A 6,000-nucleotide genomic window follows, 5' to 3' on the forward strand; every position below is an offset into this window, starting at 1 on the left:
AGTCGCCGGCCCGGCGGTATTGCTGCCCCAGCGGTCCGCTGGGGCTTCTCGGCTTCACGCCGGGGACCGCACGCCCGGCGGTATTGCTGCCGCATCGGTCGGCCGAGGGACTCGGATACACGCCATGAACCGGATTGGCAAGCAGATTATTGGTGCACTAGGGTCGGCCCGGGTAGAGACCGGAAAGAGCCGCTTTATGGCTTCGTCCGCTTCCTCACCCTCGCCGCTGCTCTAAATCAAGCGACATACGCGCCCTACTCTAAGCTAAGGTGGCATACGCGGGCCATTCCAGGACATCCAGCAAACGCGCCACTCTAGCGCATCCAGCAAACGCCCACCACTCTAGCGCATCTAGCATACGCCTGCCAATCTAGCTCCTCCAGCATACGCCTATTACTCTAGCTCCTCTTGCATACGCCCACCACTATAGCTCATCCAGCAAACGCGCTGCTCTAGCTCCTCCAGTACACGCGCGCTCCTCTAGCTCGGCCAGTACACGCGGGCCCTAGCTCAGCCGGTACACACGCGCCTCATACGGGCGCAGCTCGAGCCAGGTCAGATCGCCGCAGCTTTCCGTTTTCCAGTTGCAGAGCAAAAGCTCGTAGCCGCGGTTTTCCGCATCGCCGGGGTGACGGTAAATGGCCGGCTGGTCCGACCAGTTCAGGATTACGAGCAGCCGCTTCTCGTTCAGCGTCCGGAGGAAGGCGTAGATTTGCGGGTGGTCCGCCAGCAGCAGCCGATAATCGCCGTAGACGATTTCCTCGTGTTTTTTGCGGAGCGCGATCAGCTTCCGGTAATAATGGTAGATGGAATCCGGGTCCGCCAGCGCTTCCTCCACGTTGATCTCCTTGTAATTCGGATTCACGGCGATCCACGGCGTGCCCGTCGTGAACCCCGCCTGCTCGTCCGCGTTCCATTGCATCGGCGTCCGCGCGTTGTCCCGGCCCTTGGCGTAGATCGCTTCCATCAGCTTTTTCTCTTCGGTGCCGGATGCCAGCATTTTGCGGGCCATGTTGAGCGACTCCACATCCCGGTATTCCGCCAGGGTTTCGAAGCGGACGTTCGTCATCCCGATTTCTTCCCCCTGGTAAAGGTACGGCGTGCCCTGCAGCGTATGAAGGAACGTGCCGAGCAGCTTGGCCGACTCCTTGCGGAAGCGCCCGTCGTCGCCGAAACGCGACACCATGCGAGGCTGGTCGTGGTTGTTCAGGTACAAGCTGTTCCAGGCTTCGCCGTGCAGCTCGGTCTGCCATTTGCTCATGATCTCCTTGATCTGGCCGAGCGTCCAGGGGACCGTGTTCCATTTTCCGCCCGGCCCGGCGTCCACTCCCATTAGCTCAAACTGAAACACCATGTTCAGCTCGTTCCGGTCTTCCCCGGCGTACAGCTTGGCGAGGTCCGGCGTCACACCTGCGGTTTCCCCGACCGTCATGATGTCGTAGCGGGACAGCACCTCCCGGTTCATCTCCTGAAGATACTCGTGCACGCGCGGGCCGTGCATAAAATAAACCTCGCCGTTTCGGAGCGTTCCGTCGTCCGGTTCGATGCTGGGCAAGTCTTTTGTTTTGGAAATGCAGTTGATGACGTCCATGCGGAAGCCGTCGATGCCCTTGTCCAGCCACCAGGTCATCATGTCGTACACTTCCCGGCGCACCTGCGGGTTCTCCCAGTTCAAATCCGGCTGCTTGCGTGAAAAAAGATGCAGGTAATACTCGTCCGTCTGCTCATCATATTCCCACACCGATCCCTCGAAAAAAGATTCCCAATTGTTCGGCTCCCCCCCGTTTTTGCCCGGACGCCAAATGTAATAGTCCCGGTAGGGATTGTCCTTCGACCGACGCGATTCGATGAACCAGGGATGCTCGTCCGAGCTGTGGTTCACCACCAGGTCCATAATCAGCTTCATGCCGCGGGCATGCGCTTCCTCCAGCAGCCGCTCCCAGTCCTCCATCGTGCCGTACTCGCCCGCAATCGCTCGGTAATCGCTGATGTCGTAGCCGTTGTCGTCGTTCGGGGAACGGTAAACGGGACAGAGCCAAAGCACGTCCACGCCTAGGTCCTTCAGGTAATCCAGTTTGGAAATGATACCGGGCAAATCGCCGATGCCGTCTCCGTTGCTGTCAAAAAAGCTGCGCGGGTAAATCTGGTACACCACCGCTTCCTTCCACCAGTGCCGCGCCATCTGTTCGCTCATGCCGATTCCTCCCTTTCCGCTATGCCTGCACACATAGCTTTACCCTTTTTGCCGCCAAGCGACTTCCGAAAAAGGGATTGAAAAAGGACCGGATCAAAAGCGCCCTTTCGACGGATCACCCGTTTGGACTCCGGTTCACACCTCCGCCCGGTCCCGCTGCGGCTTGATCCACAGCTTCGACAGGTCAAACCAGCCGAACGCCTCCACGGACAAGCCCTGGAGCTCGACGGGGACCCGCGATCTTTTTTTGACGTGATAGCCGTACAGCAGCCATTTTTCCTCGCGGAGAAGGGCCTCGACCCGGCGGATGACCGCTTCCCGCTCTTCTCCGGCGGGCGCTGCGAGAAAGCGGGAAAGCTCCCGCTCCACCCTTTGCCGCTGCCTGTCGTCGAACAAACGGTAAACGAAGGAGGCCGGGTCCCGGAACAGCCGGGCGAAGCCGAAATCCGTGTCGTCCTCCAGCACCTCTTCCATCGCCAGCATATCCGCTTCCCGGTAGGACGCGACCTCGTCCGCCTCCTCCACCGGAAACAGCTTCACGTCTACGCGCACGCCCGCATCACTGCAGCGGTCCGCCAGCCAGCGGGCGTCCTCGGCCGACTCGGATTTTGCGAAAGCGTAAAGCAGGAGCGTTTCCCCGGCATAGCCGCTTTCCCGCAGAAGCGGAACGGCGTCGGCAAGCGCGGCCTCCGGGAAAACCTGCCCGGCGCTGACGGCCGGATAAAAGCTGTCCGCGGCCTGGCAGCGGGTTCCGCCCAGCGCGCGGAGAAGCGAGGCCCGGTCGTAGATCAGGCGCATGGCCTTACGAAACGCAGGATGCGTATGCACGCCGGGCTTGCGGAAATTGAACAGCAGGTAACGCCCTCCGGCCGGCTCGTGTCCCTTTTCATCCGTTCCGGGCACTTTGAGCGCGGACGAGCCTTTGCCGCCCGAGAGCAGATAGCGCCGCTCGTAGGCGCCTTCTTGCCCGGGCACAAGCCACATTTCCACCCGGTCCAAAAACGCCCGTTCCCGGTAGTAATCGTCGAACGCCGTCAGGATCAGCACCCCTTCGTTATGCTCCGTCATGCGGAAAGGGCCGGTGCCGATCATGCTCCGCGCGGAAAACTCGACGTCCCAAGGCAGGATCGACATGGCCACCCCCGCCAGAATGTTAAGCAGGAAGGCGTTCGCCCGGCGGAGGCGGAACGTTACGATCCGCTCTCCCTCCGCCTCCACCTTAGCGATGTCCTCGCACTGCCAGCAGGCGGGCGAATCCGCGGCGGCGGTGCGCTGCACCGTATGCGCCACGTCCCGCGCGGTCAGCACCCGCCCGTGATGGAAGCGGACGCCCTTGCGCAGGTAAAAGGTCCAGACCAGCCCGTCTTTGCTTGTCTCCCACGCCAGCGCCAGCTCCGGCCGGAAAACCTTCTCGATCCGGTCATAAGAGACCAGCCGGCTGCAGATCTGGCCGAGCAAAAACGCCTCCGTCGTGGTCACCACGCGCACCGGATCAAGCGTGGAAAACATCCGGTCGCGGGGAATCCGCAGCACATCGAGCCTCCGGTTGTCTGATTCCTCCACCTGGAAGCCGAAGCCTTGATCCAGCTGCGCGCGGAGCCGGCCGCGCAGCCCTTCGGGAAGCGCCGCTCCGCGTACAAAGCCGATCGCCTCCTTTGTCTTTTCCTTTTCCAGCAGCTCGCTCAAATAATCAACGGCTACCTTCTCCGGGTCCTGCCGGAACGTCAGCCGGGACACGTTTCCCCGCCCCCGGCCGCCTTCCCAGCCGATCAGCCCTTCCTCTTCCAGCTTGCGCAGCACCAACCGCACATTCCGTTTGGTGCAGTACAGCAGCCCCGCCAGCCGGTCCATCGTCACGGGAATGCTTTTCTCGTCCGCCGCTTGCTCCTTCAGGGAGAAGGCAAGGTGGAGATAAGGCTCTCTGCTGTCCATGCGGACCGCTCCTTTCGCTTGGTTTCAAAAAGGGGAAATAACCATAAAAGGTCTGCCCTTTTTGTTCTCCTTTTCTTGCCTACAATTATAAGTACAGACAGGGGGAGTGAAAAGCATGTTCTTCAAGCTGCATCCGAACATTCGGGTCCGCATCATCACCTCGTTCCTGACCCGCGGGGTCTCGACGATGATTTTCCCGTTCATGGCGCTGTACCTGGCCCAGAAGCTCGGGCAGGGACTGGCGGGCGCGCTTTTGCTCGCCACGGTTCCCGTACAGATGCTCGGCAATTTCTGGGGCGGTTATCTGGCCGACCGGAAAGGGCGGAAGGTTGTCCTGGTGGCGGCGCAATCGGTGCAGGTGGCGGCGCTGGCCGTCATGGCGCTGGCCAATTCGCCTTACCTGGATTCGGCTTGGCTGACATACGCCATGCTCGTAATCCAAAATGCCTGCGGCGGCATCATGAACCCGGCCTCCGAGGCGATGCTGATCGACGTCAGCACCGAGGAAACCCGCAGCTTCATGTACAGCATCGGCTACTGGTGCAACAACTTGTCCATCGCCATCGGCTCGCTGATCGGCGGCTTGCTGTTCGCTACGCACCGGTTTGAGCTTTTTTTGGCCATGACGGCGGTCAGCGTCCTTACGTTTCTGATGACGGCTTTCCTCATTAAAGACAACTACCGTCCCGCTCCCTTCTCGGCCACCGGTGCGAAAAACAAAGCCGGCGAAAAAATCGGCCTGCTGCGGGGCATGGCCCAGACTTATCGGCTGGTGCTCACGGACCGGCGGTTTCTGCTGTTCAGCCTGGGCGGGCTGCTGATCTTTTCGCTTGAGCATCATACCGGCAATTACATCGGCGTTCGCCTCGGGCATGAGTTTGTCGCCCGCGAGCTGTCGTTCGGAGACTGGTTTTCGGTTCAAATGACCGGCATCCGCGCCATCAGCCTGATCGAGCTGGAAAACACGCTGACGGTTGTCTGCTGCGCCATGCTGCTAATCAAGCTGGTCAAACGGTTCCGTGAAAACCCCGCGATCATGTACGCCGGCGTCGTACTCTACACGGTGGGCTACAGCATCCTCGGCTTCACCAACTCGCTCGCCGTCATTGTGGCGGCCGTCTTCGTGGCGACGATGGGCGAGCTGGTGCATATCCCGATCCGCCAAACGCTGCTGGCCGGCATGGTCGACCAGAACGCGCGAAGCTCGTATATGGCGGTCAACAGCCTGCTTTTTCAGGGCGGCAAGGCGATCGGCGCGCTGGGCGTCAGCCTCGGCGCGGTGCTGCCTTCGTCGGCCATGGCGGTCTTTTTCCTGCTGACCGGCCTGACCGGACTGGCCTGCATGCGGGCGGCGATCAGCCGCAAGCAGCCGGCTGCCGCCGTCGCGAAGGTTGGGGTCCCGGCGAAGTAAGTCGGCGGGGTCGGGGGATTTGCGCAGGGAGGCAGGTAAAAGCAAGGCCGCAGCCGAGGCTTGGCGGGATGCCGCAGGCTGGGGAAACGGCGCGGGCGAGCCTCGCAAATACGGAAGGCGCGCGGAGAAGTCAGCGCGCCCCAGGCTGTCGAGAAAGTCACGGCAGCCATTTTTTGTGCAAAAGGGGGCAGCGGGCGCGAATTTCCCAATAACCGGAGGGTTTCGCGCTTGCAGCGCGGACAGGAAGTGCAAAAAAGCAACTAATCTCATCATATTCGACTATCCTCGACCGAATTGGTGCAAGAAAGCAATTATTTCTCTGCTTTTCTTCGGATATCGCTTGTTTAGTCGGAATTAAGTGCGTGTAGGGAATTATTTCGCGCTCGGAATGGGATACCATCGAAAATAAGTGTCGCTGTGCAGCTAGTATAAAAAGTGGACACCCTCTAGTGCAAGACAGATA

3 protein-coding genes are annotated in these 6,000 nt (G+C 60.6%); 1 reads left to right on the forward strand and 2 read right to left on the reverse strand.

Annotated elements, in window-relative coordinates:
• Positions 1 to 505 precede the first annotated feature (505 nt).
• Both AC6I6H_RS14145 and AC6I6H_RS14150 read right to left on the reverse strand, forming a co-directional pair.
• On the reverse strand, positions 506 to 2,182 hold the full coding sequence (locus AC6I6H_RS14145) for a glycoside hydrolase family 13 protein (RefSeq protein ID WP_497954519.1): 1,677 nt from the start codon (positions 2,180 to 2,182) through the stop codon (positions 506 to 508).
• Positions 2,183 to 2,329: 147 nt separating this feature from the next.
• Entirely contained in the window at positions 2,330 to 4,126 is a 1,797-nt protein-coding gene (locus AC6I6H_RS14150) for an ABC transporter substrate-binding protein (protein WP_497954514.1), read from the reverse strand.
• Between the two features lie 115 nt (positions 4,127 to 4,241).
• Here AC6I6H_RS14150 and AC6I6H_RS14155 point away from each other — a divergent pair, with 115 nt between their 5' ends.
• Entirely contained in the window at positions 4,242 to 5,537 is a 1,296-nt protein-coding gene (locus tag AC6I6H_RS14155) for an MFS transporter (RefSeq protein ID WP_497954515.1), read from the forward strand.
• Positions 5,538 to 6,000 lie beyond the last annotated feature (463 nt).

This window comes from Gorillibacterium sp. sgz306347 (assembly GCF_059735245.1).